Raw genomic sequence first — 25,642 nt, 5'->3', positions numbered from 1 at the left:
GAACTAACTACCGGTCCTGGCTTTCCTGGCCCGGAACTGCAAGAGCACGGCGAGCACGATGATCACGCCCTTGGCGATGTTCTGGATGTCGGTGTCCAGGTTGTTGAGCGTGAAGATGTTCGACAGCACCGTGAAGATCAGCACGCCGACGAGGGTGCCGATGAGCGAGCCGCGGCCACCGGTCAGCAGCGTGCCGCCGATGACCACCGCCGCGATCGCGTCGAGCTCGTAGAACATGCCGTTGGTCGACGCGCCCGCCGTCGTCCGCGCGACGACCATGAGCGCGGCGACCCCGCAGCACAGCCCGGCCACGCCGTAGACGAGCGCGAGGTGGCGCTTGACGTTGATGCCGGCCAGCCGCGACGCCTCGATGTTGCCGCCGACCGCGTACGTCCGGCGGCCGAAGGTGGTGCGGTTGAGCACGACCCAGCCGACCGCGAACACGAGCGCGAAGATCCAGATCAGCGCCGGGATGCCGAGGAAGGCGCCGCGGAAGAAGGTGAGGAAGTCCTGGTCGGCGACCACCTGCGTGCGGCGGCCGCTGAGCCGCTCGGCGAGCCCGCGTGCCGAGACGTACATCGCGAGCGTCGCGATGAACGGCACGACCTTGCCGTACGAGACGAGCACGCCGTTGACCAGGCCGCAGCCGAGGCCGACCGCCAGTCCACAGAGGACCATGACCCACGGGCCGTAGGACTGCGTGGCCAGCGTCGTCAGCCAGACGCTGGACAGCGCGACGATCGAGCCGACGGACAGGTCGATGCCGCCGCTGATGATCACGAACGTCATCCCGACGCTGACCACGCCGATCGCCGCAGCCAGCCGCAGGATCGTCGAGATGTTGCTTTCGGTGAAGAACAGCTCGGGCCGGGTGACCTGGCCGACCAGGCACAGGACGACGAGCACGCCGGCCAGGCCGAGCAGCCGCGGATCGGCGGCGAAGGAGAACCGCCGCTTCCGTTCGGCGGGCAGCGCTTCCTGGGGCGGTGCCGGTGTCATCAAGTGCGGCGGAGTTTCGGTCATGCCGCGCTCCCCTCGAGAATCACGTCGAGCACCTCGGCCTCGGTCAGCCCGGCCGAGCGCCGGTCGGCGAGGACGCGGCCCTCGCGCAGCACCAGCACCCGGTCGGCCAGCCCGAGCACCTCGGGGATCTCACTGGACACGAGCACGATCGCGACCCCGGTCGCGGCCAGCTCGTCGATCAGCCGGTAGAGCTCGGCGCGGGCGCCGACGTCGACCCCGCGCGTCGGCTCGTCGAGCAGCAGTACCCGGCACCCGCGGACCAGCCACCGCGCGAGCACCGCCTTCTGCTGGTTGCCGCCGGACAGCGTGCGGACGATCCGCCGCGGGTCGGCGGGCCGCAGGTCGAGGCGGCGCAGGCTCGCGCCGGCGTCGTCCAGTTCCCGGCCGCGCTCGGTGAACCCGAGCTTCGCGTAGCGGCCGAGGCTGGCCAACGTCACGTTGTGCACCACCGGCAGGTCCAGCAGCAGGCCCTGGCTCTTGCGTTCCTCGGGTGCGAGGCCGACGCCCGCCTTGACGGCCGCCCGGACGCCGGGGCCGAGCGGTTTTCCCTGCACCGTCACGGTTCCGCGATCGGCCTTGCGGGCGCCGAAGATCGTCTCGAGCAGCTCGCTGCGCCCGGAGCCGACCAGACCGGCGATGCCGACGACCTCGCCGGCGTGGACGGTGAAGCTCACGTCCTCGAACTCGCCTTCCCGGGAGAGGTGCTCGACTTCGAGGGCGGTCTCCGGCCGGCCGTGGCCGTCGTGACGCGGCCCGAAGACCGTCTCCACCTTGCGCCCGGCCATCAGCGCGACCAGGTCCGCGGTCGGCGTCGCGGCGGCGTCGAGTCCGGTGCCGACGGTCCGGCCGTCCTTGAGCACGGTCACCCGGTGCCCGATCCGGCGCAGCTCTTCGAGCCGGTGCGAGATGTAGACGACCGCGACGCCGCCGGCGGTCAGCTCGCCGACGATCCGGAAGAGGTTGTCGACCTCCTCGCCGGCCAGCGCCGCGGTGGGTTCGTCCATCACGAGCAGCCGGGCGTCGTGGGCCAGCGCGCGGGCCATCGACACCAGCTGCTGCCCGGCGGCCGACAGCTTGCCGACCTCGGTCGACGGCCGGATGTCCGGGTGCCCGAGCCGGGCCATCAGGCGGGCGGCCTCGGCCCGGGCCTGGGAGATCCGCGTGAACCCGAAGCGGGCGCGTTCGTGGCCGAGGAAGATGTTGTCCGCCACCGAAAGCCCGGGCACCAGGTCGAGCTCCTGGTACATGGTGGCGATGCCCAGGCGCAGGGCGTCGACCGGCGAACCGAGTTCGACGCGCTCGCCGGCCCAGGTGAGCTCCCCTTCGTCCGGCCGGTGCGCGCCGGAGAGGACCTTGATCAGCGTCGACTTCCCCGCGCCGTTCTGGCCGAGCAGGCAGTGCACCTCGCCGGGTTCGACGTCGACGTCGACGCCGTCGAGGGCGCGCACCCCCGGAAAGCTCTTCACGATCCCCCGGACGGAAAGCAGGGTCATACCGTGGCCTCCTCGGCGAGCGTCGGGTCGGCGAGCGTCGGGTCGGCGAACAGCCGCTCGGCCGCCAGGTGCGCGGCGCCCCGCAGCGGGGCCCGCAGGCCGAGCCCGGACGCCACCACCCGGGCCTGGCCCAGCGGCCGGGCGGCGAGCTCGACGCGGACCGGTTCGACCAGCCACTCGCCCAGTTCCGCGAAGTAGCCGCCCAGCACGACGACGTCCGGGTCGAGCACGTCGACCACAGTGGACAGGGCGATGCCGAGGGCGACGCCGAGTTCGTGGACCGCCGTCACCGCGCGCTGGTCGCCGAGCCGGATGCGGTCCTTGAGCAGGGCGACGCGGCCTTCGACGCCGGGGGACGGATCGTGCAGCGGGTCACCGGGGGCGGCGGCCGCGCGCAGCAGCGCGGCCAGGTTCGCCTTCGTCTCCAGGCAGCCCGTCCGGCCGCAGGAACACCGCTCGCCGGACGGGTCGACGGCGATGTGCCCGACCTCGCCGGCGAAGCCGCGCGCGCCGCGCAGGATCGTGCCGCCGGAGACGAATCCGCCACCGACGGCCGTTCCGCCGCCGAGGTAGAAGAGCTCGGTCGCGGTGCCCTCGGCCGATTCGGCGAGCGCGCCGAGGTTGGCGTCGTTGTCCACCGCGATGGCGGCGGCCGGAACGCCCAGCCGGGCCGCCATGAGGCCGGCGATTTCGGCGTCCCGCCAGCGCAGCGCCGGGGCGAACCGCAGCACGGCGGCGGCCGAGTCGACCAGCCCGGGCACCGAGATCGCGACCCCGACCGGTGGACCGGGCAGCACTCCGCGGGCCAGGCGAGCGAGCTCGTCCAGCCCGGCGGGCAGCCCGAGCGCGGCGACGTCGACGGGCTCCGCCCGCTCGGCCAGGACCCGGCCGGACAGATCGGTGACCAGTGCCGACAGCCGGTCGGCTTCGATGCCCAGTGCCAGCGCGTACGCGTCTTCGCCGTGCAGTTCGACCAGCCGGCTCGGCCGCCCGTTGCCGGGGAGGACCCCGGCGGGCCGGACCAGGCCGCGTTCGGCGAGTTCGGTGAGCAGGCCGGGCACCGCGGACTTCGCGAGCCCGCAGCGGGCCGCCAGCTGGGTGCGCGAGAGCGGGCCGGTGCGCAGCGCCCGCAGGACCGCGGCCAGGTTCGCCGTACGTGGGCTCGCCGAGCCGGCTCGCCTCGTTTCGGTGACGGCCACGGTGTCCCCATCTTGCGCTGGCTACTGAACGCACTTTGTCGCTCAGGCAGCGAAAGTAGGGTGACTCCCATCACTCGTCAAGGTGATACCCGCGCGTTTAGTCGGGTTTTCACCCGGATAGACGTGCGAAACCGGACAGACTTTCGATCGCGAGATGCAAAAGTCTGTCGAGTTTCGACGTTACACAGTGGACGCGTTCAGCAACGCGCGGTCACCGAACGCCGCCCACCAACGCAGTGAATGACTCATTCCTGGCGTCAGACGTCAGGAATGAGTCATTCACTGCGTCGTGCCGGCGTCGTGCCGGCGTCGTGCCGGGGCGGGTCAGCTGCTGAGCGTGAAAGCCCGGTCCGTGGCCGACCAGGCGGCCCCGATCACGCCCGCCGTCTCGCCCAGCTCGGACAGCACGATCGGGAGGTTCCCGGTGGCCAGCGGCAGGGAGCGGCGGTACACCGCGCTGCGGACCTCGGCGAGCAACTGGTGCCCGAGCTGGGCCACACCGCCGCCGATCACCACCATGCCCGGGTTGATGAAGCAGACCAGGGAGGCGATGACCTGGCCGAGCCGCCGTCCGCCGTCGCGGATGAGGTTGACCGCGCCGGAGTCGCCCGCCGCGGCGGCCCGGCCGACGTCGCGGGCCGTGACCGCCCCGCCTCCGGCGGCCGCCTCGGCCAGGTGCGCCGACCGGCCGCTGCGCGCCAGGGCCAGCCCGTCGCGGGCCAGCGCGGCCCCGCCGAAGTAGGCCTCCAGGCACCCGACCTCGCCGCACGCGCAGGTCGGGCCGAACTCGTCGAGCCGGATGTGCCCGATGTCGCCCGCCGTCCCGGCGACCCCGCGGTAGACCTTGCCACCGAGCACGATCCCGCAGCCGATCCCGGTGCCGATCTTGACGAACATCAGGTCGTCGGTCGAGCGCGCGACCCCGGCGTGCCGCTCGCCGAGCGCCATCGTGTTGACGTCGTTGTCCACCGCGACCGGGCAGCCCCAGAGGCCGCCCAGGTGGTCGCGCACGTTGAACCGGTCCCAGCCGGGCATGATCGGCGGCGCGACGGCCATCCCCTCGGCGAAGCTGACCGGGCCCGGCAGCCCGATGCCGGCCGCGATCAGCCGGCCGGGTGCCTCGTCGCGGACCTTCGCCGCGAGCTCGGCCACCCGCCGCAGCACCGGGTGCGGCCCCTGCCGCACGTCGCAGTCCTCGACGGCGTGCGCGAGCACCTCGCACGAAGCGTCGGTGACCGCCACGCCGACCGACGTCGCGCCGACGTCCACCGCGAGCACCCGCAGCTCTCCGGCGAGCCGGACCAGCGTCGAGCGCCGGCCGCCGCGGCTGGCCGAGGGCCCCGCGGCCTCGACGAGCCCGACCTCGGCGAGCCGCGCCACCTCGGCGCCCACCCGGGCGCGCGGCAGCTCGAGCCGCTCCCCCAGCTCGACCCGCGACATCGGGCCGTCGTCCCGGAGCAGGGTCAGCAACCGGGTCTGGTGCCGGGTTTCGACCATCGACTGCTCCGGGGTGGATACCGTGCTCATTCGCCTCAGCCTACTGCGTCGGAACCGGCGCTTCGCCGGCCGACGCAGGTGGCCGGTGAGGTCCCTGTGGGGGTCACCCGAGCCGGTGCCTTGCGCCGCGAACCCGTTCGTCCGCCCCGGTTCCGGGGCAGCCTCCCGCCATCGCGAACCGGCTCTACGACAGGAGGATCGCCATGCGACGGATCACGACCGCGCTGGGTGCGTTGGCGTTGACGACCGGAGTCCTGCTCGGCCCGGCGGGCACCGCCTCGGCCCAGGCCGAACCCTGGCCGGTGGGCAGGTGCGTCGGCAGCTCGCTCGAAATGTTCGCCACGTCGGCCTTGTGCGTCGTCGACCGGAACTTCCCGGTCCTCGTCATCCCGATCAGCTGACGCCGCCGGGCCACGCGGTCCGGCTGCGGATTCCGGTGCGGGGGTGCCGGTCACGACCAGCACCCCCGCACCCGGGCCGGCGGCGAACGCGTGCGGCATCCTTGTCCGGGTGCCGATCACGACCGAGTTCTGGGCCACCACGGCCCAGGTCATCCCCGCGCTCCTGCTCGCCGTGGTGCTCGCGGAGCGGTCCGACCGGCCGAAGGCCGCCGAGCCCTCGGCCGAACCGGCGCCGCCGAAGTCGCTGAGCGTCGTGTTCAGCCTGGCGATGCTCGTGTCGATCGCCTTGGGCGTCTCGGCCGAGTTCCTGGCGCTGGGCGGCTTGCTCGGCGGGGGCGGCCGGGGGACGGCCCGGGTGGTCATCATCGCGATCGGCGTCCTCGCGTTCTGGGTGGTCGCGGTCGCCGCCATGCGGCGGGGCGGGCGGTTCTTCCCCGCGGAGGAGGACGCCCTGGACCGGCTGTCCACCGGCCGCGCCCTCGCCGTGACGACCGTCGCCGTGAGCCACTTCCTGTTCGCGTTCGCCGTGGCCGTCCTGCCCTTGGCGGCGGCCGTCTGGCTGGCGATCCGGGTCTGACCGCCTCACCGCACCGGCACGGCGAAGTCGGGCAGGGTGAACGCCGAGTGCTCCGGCCGCGGCGTGCGCGGTACCGTCGTCAGCTGCCGCAGCGCGGCGTTGCGGCGTTCGAGGGCTTCCGCCGTGGCCGGGAAGAGCGTCGACTGGCCGGTGCCCACCAGCGCCTGGTTGGCTTCGACGAACCCCCGCACCCGGTTCTCGTAGGCGGCGAAGGCCGCCGCGTGGTCCGGGATGGTCGCCAGCGCGTGCCCGAGGACGTACGCGCCCACGAGGGCGAGGCTGGTGCCCTGGCCGGTCAGAAACGACGGCGCGTGGGCGGCGTCGCCGATGAGCGCGACGTGGCCGTCCGACCAGCGCGGCAGGTGGATCTGGCTGATCACGTCGAAGAACAGGTCGTCGGCTTGGCGCATCGCCGCGACCAGGCGCGGGATCTCCCAGCCCTCGCCGTCGAAGGTGCGGGCGATCAGGTCGCGCTGGGCTTCGGGGTCGCGGAACGCCTCCATCGGCGGCTCCGGCCGGGCGAAGACCAGGAAGCCGTGGACCTCCTCGCTGTCGAGGACCGCGTACATGGCCGCGCCCTTGCCGGGCGTGCTCCACGCGAGCCCCTCGCGGAAGAGCCCGAAGTCGTTGGGCATGGTGAACCCGGCGAAGCTGTAGCCGAGGTAGTGGTGGAACGGTGCCTCGTCGCCGAAGACGAGCTCCCGGGTCCGGGAGTGCAGGCCGTCGGCTCCGATCACCAGGTCGTAGGTGTCCCGGTGGCCGCTGCGGAACGTGACGTCGACGCCGCCGTCGTGGTCCGCGAGGGTTTCGACGGTGTCGCCGAACCGGACCTCGACGTCGTCGCGCACCAGGTCGTACAGCGTCTGGATCAGGTCGCCGCGGCGGATCTCGAGGTCTTCTCCATCGATGCCGCCGATGACGTCGTTCGGGGCCAGGGCCACGATTTCGCCGCCGTCGGCGTCGAGGAAGGTCAACCGCCGGGTCGAGATGTGCAGATCTCGCAGGCGCGGCAGGATGCCCATCCGCTCGACGGCGTCCAGGGCCGTGCCGCGGACGTCGATGGGATAGCCGCCGACCCGGAGTTCGGGGGCCTTCTCCACGATGGTGACCGCGAACCCGGACCGCTGCAGCCAGAAGGCCAGGGCCGGACCGGCGATGCTGGCGCCGGAAATCAGCACCTTCTTCATGAGATCTCCCATAGCTAAGTTAGGTATCTAAAAGGGGGGTGCGACAATGCGCTTGATCAACCCTCGACCAGACCGACTATATACCTAAGTTAGCTATCTAAGAGGTGTGATGGCCGACACAGAAGCCGGCGACGCGTCCGACCTGCGCGCCGTGCTGCCCCGGATCCTGCAGCTGGGCACCCTGATGAACCGCAGCGGCCTCGGCGAGCGGGCGATGAAGCGGATCGGGGCCGACCTCGACCGGCCCGGGCTGTCGATCATCCTCGCCCTGCACCTGACCGGGAAGGCGATGCGCGTCGGGGAGATCGCCGACCGGATGCAGGTCGCCGGGCCGCACGTCACGCGGCACCTGCACGTGCTCGAACGACGCCGGCTCGTGCGCGGGCTGGCCGACCCCGACGACCGGCGCGCCCGGCTGGTCGAGCTGACCCCCGACGGCGCCGAGATCGCCGACCGCTACGTCACCACGCTGCTCGGCTGGTTCGGCGACGCGCTCGCCGGCTGGGCGCCGGAGGACCGCCGCACCTTCTACGACCTGCTCCTGCGGTTCACCGACGACCTCGCGGCCTTCCTGTCGGCGATCGGCGAGGAGGAGTGACGGCCGGCGGTACCCCGGGCCGCCTCAGCCCTTGACGAAGTCCACCACGGACTCCGCGAACAGCTCCGGCTCCTCGATGTGCCCGAAGTGGCCGCTGTGCTCCAGCACGACCAGGTGCGCGCCGGGGATGAGCTCGTGCAGCTCGTGCGCCCAGCGGGGACCGCAGATCACGTCGTACCGGCCACCGATCACCAGTGCCGGCACGGTCAGCGCGCCGAGCGCGGCCCGGTCGTCGATGGTGTCCGGCACGAGGTCCGCGTCCAGCCCGGAGATGTGGGTGCCGCGGGTGCTCGCCCGCAGCGGCGCGAATTCCGCCTCGCGGCCCCAGTAGTCGGCGAAGTACGCCGGCAGCAGGCCACGCAGGGCGGCGTTCATCTCCTCGTCGTTCGAAAGCGACGCGGTCGCCTGCAACGCGGCCAGCACCTCGGGCAGCTCCGGCCGATCGGCGTTGCGGCGGACGAACTCCGCGACGTTGCGCTGGGCTTCGGCGCCGTGTTCCGGTCCGGTGACCGGGGCGCTCCCGTGCAGCACCACCCCGGCGACGCGATCGGCGTGGTGCAGGGCGAAGTACTGCGCGACGAACCCGCCGTGCGAATGGCCGAGGAGGTACGGCGTGGCGACGCCGAGGTGGTCGAGCAGCGCGACCAGGGCGCGGGCGTAGCGTTCACGGGTGTAGCCGTGCGGGTGGGACGCCAGCCGCCCGGAGCCACCGCTGCCGATCGGCTCGACGTAGACCATGGTGAGGTGCGGTTCGAGCGCCGGCAGCCGGAGGTAGGCCCAGTCCACGCCGGGGCCACCGGGGTGGACGACGCACACGGGCCCGCGGCCGTGCACGTGGTAACGCTGGCGGACACCGCCGAGCTCGACGGTGTGGGTGCCGATGTCCATGGCGTTCTCCGAATCACGTGGGGGTGGAACACCGGCACGATGGGGTCGGCGGCGGGAAGTTCGATCGACCGGGTATGGCGTGCGTCACAGCTCGCCCCGGCTGCGAAGATCGACCGCGTGAGCCCCCTCGAGATCGGCCTGGTGCGCAGCGCGCAGGCCGGCAGCGCGAGCGCGCTGGGCATGCTGCTCGCCCGGCACCAGGCCGGCATGCGCGCGGTGGCGCTGAGCATCCTGGGCTACGGACCGGACGCCGAAGACGCCGTGCAGGACGCCGCCCTGGTCGCGTTGCGCCGGATCGGCACCCTCCGCGACCCGGCCGCGGCGGGCCCGTGGCTGCGGGCGATCGTCCGCAACGCCTGCCGCATGCGGTTGCGCGCCGCGCGCGGGCTGGTGCCGGTCGCGGACCCCGAGCCGCCGGCCGATCCGGCGACGCCCGACCGCGTCCTCGAGGACCACGTCTCGCGCGACTGGGTCTGGCACGCGATCGACCGGTTGTCCCCCGCGCTGCGGCAGGTGGTGCTGTTGCGGCACTTCAGCGACATCACGTCGTACGAGCAGATCGCCGCCGCCTGCGAGCTCCCGGTGGGCACGGTCCGCAGCCGCCTGAACCAGGCACGGGCGAAGCTGGCCGAAGCACTGCTGGCCACGGCGGACGAGGCGTACGACGACGCGGCGGCCCGCAACGCCGCCAGCGCCAAGGAAGCCACCGACACGCTGGCCGCGGCCCGCCGCGGCGAGTTCGCCGCGGTCGTCGCCGACCGCTGGTCACCCGGCCTGCACATGACCAGCGGCCAGGGCTACCGCGGCGGCGTGGAAATGGCGGTGCGGGGCATGGACGCGGACCTGGCTTCCGGCGTGCGCCAGGAGTTCGTCCACGCGGTCACCAGCCGCGACTGCACGGTGTGGGAGATGGAGATGCTCAGCCCACCCCACGACCCGCACCACTGCCCGCCGGCGGTGGTCTGGCTGATGTCCCACCCCGCGGGGCGGGTGGAGCGCCTGCGGCTGTTCTTCCCGGTGGTCAGTGCTGAGCGAACTGCCGGTTCGCCGGCCGGCTGACGCCGGCCTCGACCGGCAGCGGATCGACGACCAGCCGCTCGCCGTAGATGTCGGTGACCGCGACCGCCCCGCCGCACCCGGCGCCGTTCTCCGACAGGAAGTAGTTGTAGTCGGTGCGCTGGAGCCGTTTCCAGCTGCCGCCGGCGCGGACTTCCAGCCGGGCCACCGGATTGCGGTGGTCGATCACCTGGATCCCGCACCAGTACTGGGACGAGCCCTCCTTGTAGCGCAGCGACATCTGCTTCGCCGACGGCGGGCTCACCAGCTTCCAGGTGACCGGGATTTCCCCGCGGACGCGCGCCCCGAGGCGGTCGAACGCCTTCGGGTTCAGGTCCAGCTGCCCGACCCGGCACGGCGCCGGGCACAGGTTGGTGATCCGCACCGTCACGCTCGCGCCACCGGCCGCCCGGACTTCGACGTAGGCCCCGCACGCCTGGGAGCCCTCGAAGTCGGCGACGTTCATCGCCGCGTTCAACGGATCCGGGCTCGCGTCGTACCCGCAGGCACCCGTGCCGTCCGTGTCGTAGAAGGTGGCCACGCCGGAGTGGCTCGCCCCCGGCTTGATCCGCCCGGCGAGCGGCGCGTCGGCCGGGACGGCGGCGGACGTCGTGGGCGCGACGCTGGAGGACGCGGGGGTGGTCGTCGTGGTCGAGGGCGAAGGCGGCGGTGTGCTCGGGAGCGGGGTGGTGACGGCCGTTCCGAGCGCGGGAGCGGCGTCCGATCGGTTCGCGGCCGCGGCGGGGACCGTGCCGTCCGACCGGGTCACGACCAAGGCCACGACGGCCGCGGCCACCACGAGCAGCGCCACCACCGACCCGATCACCGTACGTCTGGGCACCGCACCTCCTGGACCGTGTGCCGGATCGAGGGTCCACATTAGACAGCACGCGGAGGCGAGTCAACGACGGCACGGCCGAAAATGTGAGCGTTAACACCCCGGCGGCGAGCAGTACCGCCTCAGGCGCACTTCGGGGGCTTCAGGCGGCGAAGAGGATCTGACGGAGCGTGCGGGCCAAGTGGTCGATCAGCGCCGGCACCGGCAGCTCCGCGAGGGGCCCGGTGCGGGCGATGTACCGGTTGACCGTCACGCCGATGAGCTGCGCACCGAGCATGGCGACGCGGACGGCGACATCCTCGCCGTCGACGACTTCGCGGTAGGCCCGGATGCTGCTCGCCTCCATCGCGCCGTACAGCTTCGCGGCCGTCTGCTGGTCGGAGGCGATGCTGCGCAGCAGGACCACGAGGGGGTCGACGGCGGCATTGGCCTCCATCCGCTCCACGTAGGCGCGCGCGACGCGCTCGGGCAGCGTTTCCGGGTCGCCGGCGATCACCTCGTCGAGCTCCCGGTGCCCCGGGACGGCGGCGAGGAACAGCTGCTCCTTGGACCCGAACTGCCGCAGGACCAGGCCGTGGGTGACGCCGGCGCGGGCGGCGATGTCCCGCACCGTCGCGCGGGCGAAGCCGCGTTCGCCGAAGGAAGCGCGGGCCGCGTCGAGGATGGCCTGGCGGTGGCCTTCCGGGTCGCGCCGATGGGGGCGTCGGGTCATGCCGCCCAATTTACCAAGTGGTCAGCAAGCGGCTTATGCTGATTAATGACCAACTGGTCAACAGGACGGAGAGACAGCATGAGCACCATGATGATCATCGGCGGCACCGACGGGCTCGGCCGCTTCATCGCCCAGCGGCACGCGGACGGGGGCGGCACCGTCGTGATCGCCGGCCGCGACGCGGACCGGGCCGAGACCGTCGCCGAGGAGATCGCGCCGACCGCGGTCGGCCTCGGCCTGGACCTCTCCCGGCCGGAGACCATCGCCGCCTCGGCCGCCGGTGTGCCGGCCCTCGACCACCTGGTCGTCACGGCGAGCCACCAGCGCCCGAACACCTTGCGGGACTTCGACATCGCCGAGGCGATCACCGCGGTGACGACGAAACTGGTCGGCTACGCCGAAGCCGTCAGAGTGCTGCGAGAGCGCTTCACGCCGGAAGCGTCGGTCGTCCTCTTCGGCGGCCTGGCCAAGGAACGGCCCTACCCGGGCTCCACCGTCATCACCACCTTCAACGCCGCCGTCACCGGCCTGGTGAAGACGCTCGCCGTCGAGATCGCGCCGCACCGCGTCAACGCCCTGCACCCGGGCCTGGTCGGCGACAGTCCCCGCTGGCGCGACGCCGACCTCGGAACGCTGGCCGAGCGCACCCCGATCGGGCGGCTGATCACCATGGACGAGATCGCCGACGCGACCGGCTTCCTGCTCCGCAACGGCGGGATGAACGGCCACGACCTGGTCGTCGACGGCGGTTTCCTCACCCGGTGACCCCGGACCGGGCGGCGCCGAGGGACTTCCGGGCAACCAAAAGGACTTCCGGGCAAACTTCTGTCACCCCTCGTCATCACCCGATGGTGTGGTGTTAACTGGCGCGACAGACAGAGAGCGTTTCCCCCACTCGGCTGCGACGGCACAAAGCAGTACCGGTTCGCCCGCCCCGCCCGGAAAGGCCCGTTCTCGATGCGAGTGTCCGCCCCGCTGTCGTCCGGTCAGCAGCGCCTTTGGACCGTTTCCCAGCTGGACGGCGCGGGACCGGCCTACAACGAGACGATGGCCTTCACCCTGCGGGGACCGCTGGACCGCGAAGCGCTGCAAGGGGCCTTCGACGCCCTCGCCGACCGGCACGAAGCCCTGCGCACCCGGATCGTCGTCGAGGACGGCAAACCGGTGCAGGTCGTCGAACCCGCCGGTCACGGGTTTCCGTGCGTCGTGACCGAGGTCGCCGGGCGGCCGGGCGAAGTGGCCGAGCTGCGGCGGGCCGACCCGCTCGAGGCGTTCGACCTCACGCGGGCGCCGCTGGCGCGGGCGCGGCTGCTGATCGGGGCCGGGGCGCCGCCCCCCGGTCTCCACGCTACCGGGGAGCACCGACAGTTCCGGGACGACGAGCACGTCCTGCTGATCACCGTCCACCACGTCGTCTTCGACGGCTGGTCCCGGACCCTGCTGCTGCGCGAGCTCGGCGTCCTCTACGCCGCTCGGCTGAGCGGTACCGAGGCGGAGCTGCCGCCCGCGCGGCCCTACCGCGAACACGCCCGGGCGCAGCAGGACTGGCTGGCCGGGGCCGGCCCGGCGCCGCACGAGGCCTACTGGCGGGAGCGGCTCGACGGGGTGCCGCCGGTGCTGGAGCTGATCGCCGACCGGCCGCGCCCGGCCCGGCAGGACTTCCGCGGCGGGCGGGTGCCCGTCGCGCTGGGAGCGGACCTGACCGGGCGGCTGACGACGTTGGCGCGCGAGCACGGCGTCACGCTCTACTCCACCATCCTGACCTGCTGGTACCTGCTGCTGTCCCGGCTTTCCGCGCAATCTGACATCGTTGTCGGCGTCCCCACCGCCAACCGCGGCGCCGCCGGCGAGTACCCCGACACGCTCGGGTTCTTCGTCAACACCCTGGCCGTGCGCGCCGACCTGTCCGGTTCGCGCACCGGGGCCGTCCTGCTCAAAGAGGTCCGCGCGGCCCTGCGGGGCGCGATCGACCACGCCGAGCTGCCGTTCGAACGGGTCGTCGAGCTGGTCAACCCACCGCGCAGCCCGGCGCACACCCCGCTGTTCCAGACGATGTTCGCCTGGGTGCCGACCCAGCACGACCTGCTGGAGCTGCCGGGCGTGGCCGTCGCACCCCTCGACGTCGAGCACGCCCCCGCGAAGTTCGACCTCGCCCTCGCCCTCGCCGGCGAAGCCGGCGATGTTCTCGGACACCTCGACTACGCCGTCGCCCTCTTCGACCACCCGACCGCCGAGCGGTACGCGCGGTACCTCGTCCGGTTGCTGGACCAGCTGGCCACCCGGCCGGACGCCGACATCGCGAGCTACGAGCTCCTCGACGACGCCGAACGCCGCGAGATCCTCACCGCCTGGAGCACCGGCCCGCGGCCGCGACGACGTCCCGGCGGGCTCGTCGACCGGTTCACCGCCCACGCCGACGCCACCCCGGACGCGCCCGCGCTGGTCTGCGACGGCCGGACCCGCACCTACGGCGAGCTGGACCGCCGCAGCACGAAGCTGGCGAACGCCCTGCGCGCCCGCGGGGCCGGCCGCGGCCGGGTCGTGGGCGTCCTCAGTGGACGGTCCGCGGACCTGATCACCGCGGTGCTGGCCGTGCTGAAGACCGGCGCCGCCTACCTCCCGCTCGACCCGGCCCAGCCGGCCGCCCGGCGGGCGGCGATGGTCGAGGACGCGTGCCCGGTGCTGGTCCTCGGGGACGTCGGCGACCTCGAGGCCGAGGGCGACGAGACCCGGAGACCGGTCGCGACCGGGCGCGGCGACACGGCTTACGTGATCTACACGTCGGGGTCGACCGGGCGCCCGAAGGGGGTCGCCGTCACCCACCACAGCGTTCTCGCGCTCTTCGACCAATGGCTGGACCGCTTCGGCGCGACTCCCGGCGAGGCGACGTCGGCGTGGTCGAGCATCGGCTTCGACGCCTCGGTGCACGAACTACTGCTGCCGCTGACCACCGGCGCCGTGCTGCACGTCGTGCCCGAGGACGTCCGGCCCGACCCGGCCGCCCTGATGGCGTGGCTGCGGGAACACCAGGTGGTCCAGGCCTTCCTGCCGCCCGCGTACGTCCGCTGGATCGACGAGGATCCAGCGCGTGTTCACGGGCTCGCCCTGCGGCACGTCCTCACCGGCGTCGAGCCACTGCCGGAGGCCGCACTCGCCCGGTTCGCCACCGCCTTGCCCGGTCTGCGGGTCTGCTTCGGTTACGGGCCGACCGAAGCCACGCTCTACGCCACCGCGCACTTCGACCCACAGCCGGTGGACCGCCCGGCCCCGATCGGACGGCCGCTGCCCGGCTCGCGGCTGTACCTGCTGGACGAGCGGTTGCGCCCGGTGCCGCCGGGGGTGGCCGGCGAGGTCTTCCTGGCCGGCGACTGCCTGGCCCGCGGCTACCTGCACCGGCCGGGCTTGACCGCCGAGCGGTTCGTGGCGGACCCGTTCGTTCCCGGCGAGCGCATGTACCGCACCGGTGATCTCGCTCGATGGCTGCCCGGCGGCGAGGCCGAGTACGTCGGCCGCCGCGACGACCAGATCAAGCTGCGGGGCTTCCGCATCGAGCCCGGCGAGGTGACGGCCGCGCTGCTGGCCGTCCCCGGCGTCCGCGAGGCGGCCGTGCTGGTGGACCGCGAAGGCGAGCCCCGGCTCGTCGCCGGCCTCGCGTGCGACGAGCCGCGGACTCCGCACGAGTGGCGTTCCGCGCTGGCGGACCGGCTGCCGGACTACATGATCCCGTCGGTGTTCGCCGAGTTCGACCGGCTGCCGCTGAGCCGCAGCGGCAAGCTCGACCGCGACGCGGTGCTGGCGCGCGCCCGCACGAGCGCACCCGCGACGGTCAACACCGCGGCCCCGCGCGACCACGTCGAGCTGGCCCTCCTGCGGATCTGGCGGGACCTGCTGCTGCACCCCGCGATCGGTGTCTCGGACGGCTTCTTCGACGTCGGCGGCACGTCGATCTCGGCGATCAAGCTGGCGCACGCGATCGGCGCGGAGTTCGGCCGCGAGCTGCCGATCCGGGACGTCATCCTGCACCCGACCATCGAGGCGCAGGCCGCGCTGCTGCGCACGGATCACCCCCCGGAGAGCGGCAGCCTGATCGAGTTCCGCCGCGGCACCGGGCACGCCCGGGTCGTCTGCGTGCACCCGGCGGGCGGCACCGCGTTCTGCTACCTGCCGCTCAGCGCCGCGCTGCCCGGGGACGCCGGTGTCCTCGGCATCCAGTCCCCCGGGCTCAACGCCGGTGAAGCGCCGCTGCCGAGCGTCGAGGCGATGGCCGAGGAGTACCTGCGGCTGGTCGGCCCTGGGCCGGACGAGACTTTGGTCCTTTGCGGACTTTCCTACGGCGGTTTGGTCGCCTACGAAATGGGCCGCCGGCTCGCGGAGCGCCACCCGCGCGTCAGCGTCGTCCTGCTCGACACCACCGCCACCGACGACCCCGCCGCGAAGGCGGCGATCGAGCCGGTGCCCGCGGCCGAGTTCCGCGAGAAACTGGTCCGCTTCAACGGGATGTACCCCGGGATCGAGGACGCCCAGATCGAGCGCTACCACCGCACGTACAACCACAACCGGCTGACCGCGCGCGAGCACGATCCGGGAGAGACGGCGGCGCGCGTGGTGTTCGTGCAGGCCGTCGGTGAGGACACCGTCCCCGGCAGCGCCGAGTTCTGGCGCCGCCGCGCCCACGGCGGGTTCGAGGTGGTCCCCGCGGACTGCGGGCACTGGGACATGCTGGAAAGCGACGCGCTGCCGCTGGTCGCGAAGCTCATCACCGCCGAGCTGGCGGCCCGATGACGTCGATCGCCCGCCGCGTCCACGACCGGGCCCTGCGGCACCCGGACGCCCTCGCCGTGTCCGACGGCGCCCGCCGCCTCACCTACGCCGAGCTGAACGCGGGCGCCGCCGCCGTCTCGGAATCGTTGTCCCGCCGGGGAATCCGCCCGGGGGACGCGATCGCCGTCGGCCTGCGGCGTTCGGCCGAGCTGATCCAGGTCATGCTGGGCGTGCTGCGCCTCGGCGGCCAGGTCGTCCCGCTGGACCGGCAGAGCCCGCCCGCGCGCCGGGACGCCATCCTCGCCGACGCGGGCGCGGTCGTGGTCGTCAGCGACGACGTCCCCGGCGTCACACCGGCCGAGCTGCTGGCCGAACCCGCCGAAGCGGGCACGCCCGCCGAGCCCGCACCGGCGTCGTTCCTCTTCGCCACCTCCGGCACGACCGGGCGGCCCAAAGGGGTCGAGGTCCGCGACGCCGGGATCCTTCGCTTGGCCGAACCCGGCTGGCTCGACATCGGCACGCGGTTCGCCTGCTTGGCCAACCCCGCGTTCGACGCGCTCAGCTTCGAAGTCTGGGTGCCGCTGCTGACCGGCGGCACGTGCGTCGTGCTCGACGACGAAACCGTCCGCGACCCGCAGGCCTTCGCCGGCGCGCTGGTCCGCGAGCGCATCGACACGATGTTCGTCACCGCGACGCTGTTCAACGCGGTCGCCGAGACCGTGCCGGGCAGCTTCGCCACCGTGCGCCGCGTCGTCATCGGCGGCGAGCAGCTCAACGCCCCGCTGATCCGCCGCTGGTACCGGGCCAACCCGGACGCCCCGACGCGGCTGCAGAACGGCTACGGCCCGACCGAGACGACGACGTTCGCGCTCAGCTACGCCATCCCGCGCGGCTTCGACGGCGACGTCGTGCCGATCGGCCGCCCGCTGCCGGGCACCGGCGCGGTCGCGGTGACGCCGGACGAGCGCGTGGCCGCCGAAGGCGAGGTCGCCGAGCTGTACCTCTCCGGAGCCGGCGTCGCGCTGGGCTACCGCGGTCTGCCCGCGGAGACCGGGCGGCGGTTCGTCCGGTTGCCGTGGTTCGACGAGGGCCGTGCGCGGTTCTACCGCACCGGCGACCTGGTCCGGGTGCTGCCGGGCGGCCGGTACGCCTACGTCGGGCGCACCGACCGGCAGGTGAAGGTCCGCGGCTTCCGGATCGAGCCGGGCGAGCTGGAGCAGCGGCTCCTGGCCCACCCGGAGATCCGGCAGGTCCACGTGGCCGTGCGCCACGCGGCCACGGCCGAGCTGCTCGCCTTCGTCGTGGCCGGCGATCTCCCCTATGCCGCCTTCGAAGCGCATCTGGCCGAGACGGTGCCGGCCTACATGCGGCCGCACCACGTGTTCCGCCTCGGCGAGCTGCCGCGGAACGCGAACGGCAAGGTCGACGAAGCCGCGTTGCTGGCGGGCGGGTTCTCGTCCTGGCGGCCGGACACCGGCGGCGACGCGACGGCGTGGGAGCGCGAAGTCCTGGCGGTCGTTTCGGACGTCCTCGGTGTGCCCGGCCTCCGGCCGCTGGACACCTGGCTGCGGTCCGGGGGCGACTCGCTCAAGGCCCTGCGGCTGCGGTTCGCGATCCGGGAACGCTGGGGCGCGGACCTGGCGCCGTCGGTCGTGCAACGCGGCACCTTCGCCGATCTCGCCGCGGCCATCTCGGGGGCGGGGCGCGCGGCCTACCCGGAGCCGGGCGCCCCCGGCACCGCGGCCACCGCACCCGCCACCAGTGAACAGCAGCGGCTTTGGCTGGTGCAGCAACGCAAGCCGGCTTCCACGGCGTACCACGTGCCGCTGGCGTTCCACGTCGCCGGCGAAGCGGACCTCGACGCCCTGCGCCGGGACGTGCGCGGCCTGGTCGAGCGCCACCCCGCACTGCGCACCGCGTTCGAGGCCACCCCCGACGGCCTGCGGCAGGTGACGAAACCGGCGTACGACCCGTGGACCGAGCCCGGCGAGGACTTCTTCACCGCACCCTTCGAGCTCGCCTCGGGCCGGCTGCTGCGCGCGGCCTGGCGTCCCGATGGCACGTTCCTGCTGTGCCTGCACCACATCGCGGTCGACGGCTGGTCGCTCAACATCCTGTTCCGGGAGCTGTCCAGCGCTTCGCCGCGGAGCGCGCACACGCCACTCGACTTCGCCGCCTGGCAGTCCCGCTGGTTCGCCTCCCCCGGCTACCGCGCCCAGCTGACCGAGCGGTCCGACGACGCCGAGCCGCTCGGCGAAGCGTCCCTGGCCGGACGGCTGCACACGACCCGCATCGACCGCGAACGCGTCGACGAATGGGCCGGCGAGCTGGGCTTGACCCGGTTCCAGCTCCTGCTCGGCGTGTTCGCCTGGAGCCTCTACGCGGTGACCGGGCGGACCCGGCCGCGGATCGCCGCGCCGGTGGCGAACCGGCCGGTGCGCGCGTTCGAAGACAGTGTCGGGATGTTCGCCAACACCGTCCGGCTGCCGGTGACCGTGGACCCGGCCGAAGACCTGGACGGCCAGCTGCGCCGGCTCGGCGAGGCGGCGGGTGCGGCGCTGGACCACCAGGACGTCGCGTTCGCCGACCTCGACCCCGGCTACGCGACCTTCGACTACCTGTTCGTCCTCGAGAACACCGATTTCGGGGCGCTGCGGCTGCCCGGCTGCTCGATCAGTCCACAGTGGATCGAGGCGGCCGAGGCCAAGTGCGCGCTCACGCTGTCGGTCGTGGAACGCACCGACGGCTTCGACTGCCTGTGGGAGTACGGGGAAGGCCACTTCACCGAAGCCGAGGCGACGGCCCTCGGCGAAGTCTTCGACCGCGCCCTGCACGGCGACGCCCGGACTCCGGAGCGCCGCGACCACGGCCGTGGGGCCCGCGCCGGGCTGACGTGGGAAACCGTGGCGGACGGCTTCGCGCGGCAGGTCGCGCGGACGCCCGGCGCCCCGGCGCTGACCGGCGATACGACGTTGACCTACGCCGAACTGGACGCGCACGCGGCCCGGCTCGCCGCCACGCTGCCCGCGGACGCCACCGACATCGCGCTGTACTTCCGGCCGTCGGCCGAGCACGTCGTCGCGCTCCTCGCGCTGGCCCGGCTGAACATCACCGCCGTGCCGCTGGACCCCGCGTACCCGCCGGACCTGCTGCGCGCCATGCTCGACCGCGTCCGGCCGCGCTGCGTCCTGCTCGCCCCGGGGGAAACGTTCGAGACCGACGTCGAGCGGCGGTTCGTCACGCTCACCGGCGAGCCGGTGCCGGACGTCCCGGCCCGGCACGCCGGACGGCCGCTCTACACGCTGTTCACCTCGGGCTCGACCGGCGTGCCGAAGGGCGTGCGCGTCCCGGACCGCACGCTGGCCAACCTGCTGCAGTGGCAGGACGCGCCGCCCGCGGCGACGCAGCAGTTCTCGATGCTGTCGTTCGACGTGTCGTTCCAGGAGATCTTCACGACGCTGTGCGGCGGCGGCCGGTTGCACCTGATCCGCCCGCAGTGGCGGCACGAGGTCCCGGCGCTGCTGGCGCAGCTGGACACCGCCGGGATCGAACGGATCTTCCTGCCGTACGTGGCGTTGCAGCTGCTCGCCGAGCACGGTGTCCGGCTCGGGCGGTACCCGGCGCGGCTGCGGGACGTGATCACCGCCGGGGAGCAGCTGGTGTGCACGCCGGCGATCCGCCGCTGGTTCGCCGGGCTGCCCGGCGCGCGCCTGCACAACCACTACGGCCCGACCGAAACCCACGTCGTCAGCGCGCTGACCCTGGACGGCGATCCCGCGGACTGGCCGGACCGGCCCGCCATCGGCCGTCCGGTGGCGAACGCGGTCCTGCGGGTCGCCGATGCCGCGGGCACGCCGCTGCCGCCGGGACAGGTCGGCGAGCTTCTCATCGGCGGGCTCGCGGCGAACCGCTGCTACCTCGGCGAAGCGGCGCCGGAGAAGTTCGCCGAGCTGCCGGAGCTGTACTACCGCAGCGGCGACCTCGCGCACTTCGACCGCGCCGGGCTGCTGCACTTCGACGGCCGGGCCGACCGGCAGGTCAAGCTCAGCGGCCACCGCCTCGAACTCGGGCAGGTCGAGGCGGCGCTGCTGCGGCACCCGGACGTCGTCCACGCGGTCGTCGCGGCCGAAGACGACCGGCTGACGGCGTACCTGGAGTGCCGCCGGACGCCTTCCGCCGCGGAGCTGGCCGATTTCCTGGTGCCGCTGCTGCCGCCGCACGCGCGGGTGGACCGCTTCCGCGTCGTCGACGCGCTGCCGCGCACGCCGAGCGGGAAGCTCGACCGGGACGCCGCGGTCCGGGTACCGGGGACGGACCTCCACCGGACGGCCGGACGGCCGTCGAGCGAGCTGGCGGCGTTGTTCGAGGAGGTGACCGGCGCCCCGATCGGTCCGGACGAGACGTTCTTGGCCGCCGGCGCCAGTTCGCTGTCGCTGATGCGGTTCCACCTGCGCTGCGCCGAAGCCGGGTACCGGTTCACCGTGGCCGACCTCTTCGAGCACGTCACCCTCCGGGACCTGACGCGGCACCTCGAGAGCGGCCCGGCGCCGGCGCGGGCCTCGGGCCGGGATTCCGCCGATGAGCCGGTGGCGGTCGTCGGCATGGCGGTGCGGCTGCCCGGCGCGCGGGACCTGGCCGCGTTCTGGGACCTGGTCGTTTCGGGTCGCCGGGGCATCGAGGAGTTCCCGGCGGCCGAGGGCCTGGTCGGCGCGCGCAGCCTCCTGGCCGACCCGCTGGCGTTCGACCCGGAGCACTTCGGGATCAGCCACCGCGACGCAGGCCTGATGGACCCGCAGCAGCGGCAGCTGCTGATGGCGTGCGTGGAGGCGTTGGCGCACGCCGGGATCACTTCGGGTGCCGGTGTCGGGCTGATCGCGGGCGGTGGGGAGAGCACCTACTTCCAGCAGATGCTGCGCGAGGCCGACCCGGCGGCGCTGCCCGACGGCTTCCAGCTGGCCCTGCACCACGAGAAGGACTTCCTCGCCACGAAGGTCGCCTACCACCTCGACCTGAGGGGTCCGGCGCTGACGACCCAGACCGCGTGTTCGAGTTCGCTGGTCGCGGTCCACCAGGCGGCGGGGATGCTGCGCGGCGGCGAAGCCGAGGTGATGCTGGCGGGCGGCGTGCTCGTCGACGTCACCCTGGCCGGGGGGTACCGGTACCGGCCGCAGCACATCTTCTCGGCGGACGGGCACTGCCGCCCGTTCAGCGACGACGCGGACGGCACGGTGGGCGGCAGCGGCGTCGGCGTGGTGGTGCTGAAGCCGCTCTCGGCGGCCCGCCGGGCGGGCGACACGGTGTATGCGGTGCTCACGGGGTCCGCCCTGACCAACGACGGCGTGGTGAAGCAGGGCTACAGCGCCCCGTCCCCGGCCGGGCAGCGCGCGGCGATCCAGGCCGCGCTCCGGCGGGCCGGCCGCTCGGGGGCGGACGTCGGCTACGTGGAGGCGCACGGGACGGGGACCCGCCTCGGCGACCCGATCGAGGTGGCGGCCCTGCGCGAGGCGATGCCCGACGCGGCGGGGTGTGCGTTGTCCTCGGTGAAGAGCCAGCTCGGCCACCTGGGCGCGGCGGCGGGGGTGGTGAGCTTCATCCGCGCGGCCTTGGCGGTGCACCACGGCGTGCTGCCGCCGACGGTCGATTTCCGCGCGCCGAACCCGGCGCTCGATCTCGGGCCGTTCCGGGTGCCGACCCGGGCGGAGCCGTGGCCGGCGGGCCCGCGGGTGGCGGGGGTGAGCAGCTTCGGCATCGGCGGAACGAACGCGCACGTGGTGCTGGAGCCGGTCCGCCCGGTGCCGCCCCCGCGCCCGGATCCGGAGCGGTGCCTGGTGCTTTCGGCGCGCAGCGCGGCGGCATTGCGCCTCGACGCGGCGCGGGTGGCGGACTACCTGGCCGCGCACCCGGAGTCCTATGTGGACGTACTCCGGCACCTGCAGACCGGCCGCCCGGAAGAGCGCTGGCGCATGGCGGCGGCCTGCCCGGACGCGGCCGCGGCGGTCGAGTGGCTCCGCACCGCCGAGCCCCGGGAAGTGCCCGAATCGCCCGCCCCTGCCGGGGTCGTGAGTGAAAAAGCGGGTTCTAACCCTCCTTACCACTCGCGACCGGCCGTGGAAGACCGCCCGGCCGAGCCGACCGCCGCCTGGCTGGCCGGCGCTCCCGTCGACTGGGGCCAAGCTCCCACCCCCGCGCCGTGGGACTTCCCGCCGCCCGCCTTCGCCGCGCGCGACTTCGACTTCCCGCGCCGGGCCACCGTCGGACGGCTGCCCGAAGCCGAGTGGCTGCACCAGCCCACCTGGGTCCGCCTGCGCCGCGCGACCACCGCCACCCCTACCGACCGCGTCCTCGTCATCTGTGGCGAAGGCCCGCTCACCGCCCCCGCCCTCGACAGCGCCTATCCGCGCGTCGTCCGGGTGCACGCCGCCGACCGCTTCGCCCGCCTCGGGCCCGACACCTTCGAAGCCGACCCGGCCGACACGACCCACCTCCGCCAGGTGCTGGCTGCCGTGCCGGACACCGAAATCGACTGGCTGCACACCCTTCCACTCGGCATCACCGGCCCCGTCGGCGAAAAGTCACTGGAGCGGGCGCGCCGGGCCTGCCTCGACACGCCCGCCGCACTCCTGCGGGCCGCCCACGACCGTCCACTCAGGACGTGGTGGCTCTCCGCCGGTGCCGTGCCCGCGAACACCGCCGTGACGCGCCCCGAAGCCGGGCTGCTCGCCGGGATCACCGCCGTCGGCCCGCAGGAAAGCGGCCTGCCCGGCCACTGGGTCGACCTCGAAAGCCCCGACCTGGACCGGACCGCCGACCTGCTCACCGGCCCTCCCCCGCCGGCGCGGGTCGCCCTCCGCGCCGGCTTCTGGTGGGTGCAGGACAGTGCGCCCGTCGCCACCACCGAGGTCGGGCTCCCCGACGGCACGTACCTCGTCCTGGGCGGCACCGGCGGCATCGGCACCGCGATCGCCGAGGAGCTGCTGACCCGCACCGGCGGCCGCGTCATCCTGCTCGCGCGCCACCCCTTCCTGCCCGAGGCCCTCAAGCCGTGGGCGGACCGCGTCGACCTGCTCGCCGCCGACCTCGCCACCGTCACCGCCGACGAGATCCCCGCTCCCCTCGCCGGGATCGTGCACGCGGCCGGGACACCGGACGGCGGCCTGATCGCCACCCGCGGCGAACGCACGCCGAGCGGCAAACTCGCCGGCGCTCTCCTCGTGGAACGGCTCATCGAACGCGACCGGCCGGCGTTCGCCGTCTCCTGCTCGTCGCTGTCCGCGCAGTTCGGCGGCACCGGCCAGCTCGACTACGCCGCGGCCAACGGGTTCCTCGACGCGCTCGCCCACCGCGACGGCCCGACCGCCCGGCTCGCCATCGGCTGGGACGTCTGGCGCGACAGCGGCATGGCCGTCACGGCCCTGGAAACCGACGCCCGGCACCAGGCCCACCTGGCCGTCGGCCTGAGCGACGACGAGGGCCGGCGGACCTTCGCCCGCGCACTGGCGACGGGGCTTCCGCAGGTCCTGGTCGCGACGACCGGCCTCGACGCCGCCCGCGCCTTCCACGAACGCGACACCACGCCGGCGGCGAAACCGGCCGCGGCCGACCTGACCGAGGAAGTCCGGGCCCTCCTGGGCGTCGCCGAACTCGATCCGGACGTCCCGCTGTACGACCTCGGCGCCGACTCACTCACCCTGCTGGACGTCGTCGATTCGGTGAAACGCCTCTACGGCGTCGACCTCGACCTCGCCTGGCTCGGCCCGGAGGTCACGATGGCGGCGTTGCTGGCGAAGCTCGCCCAAGCCGCCGACACCGGCGAAGTGGTCGTGCAGGTCTGGCGCGAAGGCAGCGGCGAACAAGCCCTCTGCCTCGTGCACCCCGTCGGCGGGGACGTGCACGCCTACCGCCCGCTCGTCGAGGCCCTCCCGCCCGGACTCGGCGTCTGCGTGATCGCCGACCCGGCGCTCGGCAGGCCGGAACCGCCCGGCTGGCCGGTCGCGGACCGGGCCCGCCGGTACTACGACGCGCTGCGCAAGCAGTTCCCCGGCCGCACCTGGCAGCTGGCCGGGTGGTCGTTCGGCGCCTGGGTCGCGGCCGGCATGGCCGCCGAAGCCGAGGCGGCCGGGCAGCCGGTGCGGGCGCTGCACCTCATCGATCCGCCGCCGCCCGGCGCGAGTGCCGCCGACTACAGCGACGCGCAGCTGGAGACGGTCTTCGAGCGCGAGCTGGGCGCCTCCGGCGGCACCGCCGGCGAGCACGCGCGCCGGCTGGCCCGGGCGTGCCGGGCCAACCTGCGCAGCATGGCCGGGCACGAGCTGCCCCGGCTGGCCGCGACGCCCAGCCGCGTCTGGCTCGCCACCGAACCCGAGCCGGGCCTGCCGGTCACCGGCCGCGACGGCTGGCGCGCCCTGCTGCCCGAGCCGAGCCACTGGCACGAACTGCCCGCCACCCACTACGGCATCGTGCGCGCCCCGCACGTCACCGAAGTGGCCGCCGCCATCGAACGGTGAGACCCACCGGAGGAAAGGAAACCATGGAGCAGTACGAACTCGAGGCCGTCAAGCGGATCACGACGCGGCCGGCGCGCGGCTACCGGACCCTGGCGGTGCGGGGCCTGACCCCGGTGCTCGGCGCCGAGGTCACCGGCCTCGACCTGACGCGGGAACTGACCGAAGAGCAGCTCACCGAGCTGAAGACGGCCTTCCTGGACCACCACGTGCTGGTGTTCCGCGACCAGGACATCTCGGTGGCCGACCACAAGCGCCTGGCCGCGAGCTTCGGCGAGCTGCGCCCGGTGAACCCGCCGCCCGAGCACGGCGACCCGTACATCCTCGAGGTCGCGACCGCGCCGGAGTCGGCCAACGTCTTCGGCAACGGCTGGCACGCCGACGGCACCGCCGACGCCGAGCCGTCACTGGGCTCGATGCTCCACATCACACGGGTGCCCGAGCCGGGCAGCGGCGGCGACACGCTCTTCGCGAACATGCACCTCGCGTACGACATGCTGTCGCCGAAGCTGAAGGAGCTGCTGGCCGGGCTGACCGCGATCCACGACGGCGCGCACGCCTTCCGCGGCCACAAGATCCCCGAAGGCTACGAGCCGCCGGTGAGCGAGCACCCGGTGGTGGTGCGGCACCCCGAAACCGACCGGCCCCTGCTGTTCGTCAACCCGGCCTACACCTCGCGCATCCCGCAGCTGTCGGCCGACGAGAGCCAGGCGGTGCTCGACCTGCTGTTCTCGGTCGTGCCGAACCGGCCGATGCTCGCGTGCCGCGTCCGCTGGGAACCGAACACGCTGGTGTTCTGGGACAACCGCTGCGTCCAGCACCACGCGACGTACGACTACTACCCGCACACCCGCTTCGGTCACCGCGTCGCGATCAACGGCGGCCCGCTCAAGGGCTGACGCCGTCTTCCC

The 25,642-nt window shown here is 73.6% G+C and carries 16 protein-coding genes; 8 read left to right on the top strand and 8 right to left on the bottom strand.

The genetic code is table 11. From position 1 onward, the window contains the following. Positions 1-3 precede the first annotated feature (3 nt). From AB0F52_RS11775 to AB0F52_RS11760, 4 genes are all read right to left on the bottom strand, one after another. Positions 4-1,023: an ABC transporter permease gene (locus tag AB0F52_RS11775; protein WP_360168180.1), complete on the bottom strand. Its 1,020-nt coding sequence runs from the start codon at positions 1,021-1,023 to the stop codon at positions 4-6. Beyond that, on the bottom strand, positions 1,020-2,516 hold the full coding sequence (locus AB0F52_RS11770; protein ID WP_360168177.1) for a sugar ABC transporter ATP-binding protein: 1,497 nt from the start codon (positions 2,514-2,516) through the stop codon (positions 1,020-1,022). The genes AB0F52_RS11775 and AB0F52_RS11770 overlap by 4 nt, the downstream gene beginning before the upstream one ends. Beyond that, complete coding sequence (locus AB0F52_RS11765; protein ID WP_360168174.1) at positions 2,513-3,715, bottom strand: ROK family transcriptional regulator; 1,203 nt, start codon at positions 3,713-3,715, stop codon at positions 2,513-2,515. Before AB0F52_RS11765 ends, AB0F52_RS11770 begins: the two co-directional genes overlap by 4 nt. 324 nt (positions 3,716-4,039) lie before the next feature. Beyond that, complete coding sequence (locus AB0F52_RS11760; protein ID WP_360168171.1) at positions 4,040-5,242, bottom strand: ROK family transcriptional regulator; 1,203 nt, start codon at positions 5,240-5,242, stop codon at positions 4,040-4,042. Between the two features lie 173 nt (positions 5,243-5,415). On the opposite strand from AB0F52_RS11760, the gene AB0F52_RS11755 reads away from it, so the two are divergent. Beyond that, the gene (locus tag AB0F52_RS11755) at positions 5,416-5,613 is read left to right on the top strand and encodes a hypothetical protein (protein WP_360168168.1); all 198 of its coding nucleotides are present in this window, start codon (positions 5,416-5,418) and stop codon (positions 5,611-5,613) included. Between the two features lie 109 nt (positions 5,614-5,722). Continuing rightward, positions 5,723-6,190 (top strand): hypothetical protein, encoded by a 468-nt coding sequence (locus AB0F52_RS11750; protein ID WP_360168165.1) that lies wholly within the window; start codon positions 5,723-5,725, stop codon positions 6,188-6,190. A gap of 5 nt (positions 6,191-6,195) precedes the next feature. Here AB0F52_RS11750 and AB0F52_RS11745 read toward each other — a convergent pair whose 3' ends face one another. After that, positions 6,196-7,377, bottom strand: coding sequence for an FAD-dependent monooxygenase (locus AB0F52_RS11745; protein WP_360168162.1), 1,182 nt, complete (start codon positions 7,375-7,377; stop codon positions 6,196-6,198). A gap of 109 nt (positions 7,378-7,486) precedes the next feature. Here AB0F52_RS11745 and AB0F52_RS11740 point away from each other — a divergent pair, with 109 nt between their 5' ends. After that, the gene (locus AB0F52_RS11740) at positions 7,487-7,975 is read left to right on the top strand and encodes a MarR family transcriptional regulator (RefSeq protein WP_360168159.1); all 489 of its coding nucleotides are present in this window, start codon (positions 7,487-7,489) and stop codon (positions 7,973-7,975) included. Positions 7,976-7,999: 24 nt separating this feature from the next. Here the strand turns inward: AB0F52_RS11740 and AB0F52_RS11735 are convergent, their stop codons facing one another. Then, positions 8,000-8,863 carry an alpha/beta hydrolase gene (locus AB0F52_RS11735; RefSeq protein ID WP_360168156.1) on the bottom strand — a complete coding sequence of 288 codons (864 nt, stop codon included), beginning with the start codon at positions 8,861-8,863 and terminating at the stop codon, positions 8,000-8,002. Positions 8,864-8,980: 117 nt separating this feature from the next. On the opposite strand from AB0F52_RS11735, the gene AB0F52_RS11730 reads away from it, so the two are divergent. Beyond that, on the top strand, positions 8,981-9,922 hold the full coding sequence (locus AB0F52_RS11730; protein ID WP_360168154.1) for a sigma-70 family RNA polymerase sigma factor: 942 nt from the start codon (positions 8,981-8,983) through the stop codon (positions 9,920-9,922). Here the strand turns inward: AB0F52_RS11730 and AB0F52_RS11725 are convergent. Together AB0F52_RS11725 and AB0F52_RS11720 are read right to left on the bottom strand one after the other, a co-directional pair. Next, entirely contained in the window at positions 9,885-10,760 is an 876-nt protein-coding gene (locus AB0F52_RS11725; RefSeq protein ID WP_360168151.1) for an expansin EXLX1 family cellulose-binding protein, read from the bottom strand. The two genes, AB0F52_RS11730 and AB0F52_RS11725, sit on opposite strands and share 38 nt — an antisense overlap. A gap of 139 nt (positions 10,761-10,899) precedes the next feature. Beyond that, positions 10,900-11,469, bottom strand: coding sequence for a TetR family transcriptional regulator (locus tag AB0F52_RS11720; protein ID WP_360168148.1), 570 nt, complete (start codon positions 11,467-11,469; stop codon positions 10,900-10,902). Positions 11,470-11,547: 78 nt separating this feature from the next. Here AB0F52_RS11720 and AB0F52_RS11715 point away from each other — a divergent pair, with 78 nt between their 5' ends. The 4 genes from AB0F52_RS11715 (at position 11,548) to AB0F52_RS11700 (ending at position 25,630) form a co-directional block, all read left to right on the top strand. Then, positions 11,548-12,234 carry an SDR family oxidoreductase gene (locus AB0F52_RS11715; protein ID WP_360168145.1) on the top strand — a complete coding sequence of 229 codons (687 nt, stop codon included), beginning with the start codon at positions 11,548-11,550 and terminating at the stop codon, positions 12,232-12,234. 192 nt (positions 12,235-12,426) lie between these two features. Continuing rightward, a complete protein-coding gene (locus AB0F52_RS11710; RefSeq protein WP_360168142.1) occupies positions 12,427-16,251 on the top strand; it encodes an amino acid adenylation domain-containing protein in 3,825 nt (1,274 codons plus the stop codon). After that, positions 16,248-24,734, top strand: a complete 8,487-nt coding sequence (locus tag AB0F52_RS11705; RefSeq protein WP_360168139.1) for an amino acid adenylation domain-containing protein — start codon at positions 16,248-16,250, stop codon at positions 24,732-24,734. Before AB0F52_RS11710 ends, AB0F52_RS11705 begins: the two co-directional genes overlap by 4 nt. Positions 24,735-24,757: 23 nt before the next feature. Further along, positions 24,758-25,630 (top strand): TauD/TfdA family dioxygenase, encoded by an 873-nt coding sequence (locus AB0F52_RS11700; protein WP_360168136.1) that lies wholly within the window; start codon positions 24,758-24,760, stop codon positions 25,628-25,630. Positions 25,631-25,642: the final 12 nt, after the last annotated feature.

Source organism: Amycolatopsis sp. NPDC024027 (genome assembly GCF_040638975.1).
Taxonomy (GTDB): domain Bacteria; phylum Actinomycetota; class Actinomycetes; order Mycobacteriales; family Pseudonocardiaceae; genus Amycolatopsis.
The sequence above is the reverse complement of the archived record's forward strand: the minus strand, read 5'-3'. Positions and strand labels throughout refer to the sequence as shown.